At 57.6% G+C, this 729-nt stretch carries 1 protein-coding gene and 1 pseudogene; both read left to right on the plus strand.

Going from position 1 to position 729, the window contains the following annotated elements:
- Positions 1 to 461, plus strand: a pseudogene (locus ACR0C6_RS21740) (flavin reductase family protein); the annotation flags it as partial.
- Positions 462 to 464: 3 nt separating this feature from the next.
- Positions 465 to 729: LLM class flavin-dependent oxidoreductase (locus tag ACR0C6_RS21745; protein ID WP_480621223.1), on the plus strand; the 265-nt coding region annotated here is incomplete at its 3' end.

Here is a 729-nt window from a genome sequence, read left to right on the forward strand (position 1 = left end):
AGTATTTCAGCCTCGGGCTGGAACGTGGCGCGCTGGAACCATCCGGGCGAAACGTGGTCTGCGGCGCAATCATCGAACAGGACGGGCACGTCTTGCTGGAGAGAACAGAAGCCGGTTTCCGTCCGCCGCAAGTCACGCTGTCAGATCGGCAAGATTTGCGAAACAGCCTTGTGCAAGACCTGACGGCTAAAGGTGTCGATGCACGCCTTGGGGTTGCGTATTCCGTCTATGACGATGCCAACACGCATCATGTTTACATTCTTGCGTCTGCGCCGTCCCTGCCCCGGCATGGCACGCTTCAGGAGATCGCAATCAAAGAACTGGCGACCCTGCCATACGCGTCAGCACCCATCGCCACAATGATGGCTCGTTTTGCGCTGGAAAGCCGAACCCGCAATTTCTCGCTTTATCTGGGTGACGCCCAGCGGGGCGATGTGCACAGCCTGTCGGAAAGGACCTGAAGAATGGAGTTTTCCCTTTTTGCCCATATGGAACGGCTGGGCCCCGAAGAGTCGCATGAGAAGTTGTATGAAGAGTTCATCGAGCTGTGCAAGATGGCTGATCAGGCAGGGATGCGTGCGGTCTGGACCGGTGAACACCACGGGATGGATTTCACCATCGCACCCAACCCGCTGATGTCGCTGGTGGACATCGCGCATCATACCAAAAACGTGCGCCTTGGCACCGGCACTGTGATCGCACCGTTCTGGCATCCGATCAAACTGGCGG

This window comes from Ruegeria sp. AL12, from assembly GCF_056540885.1.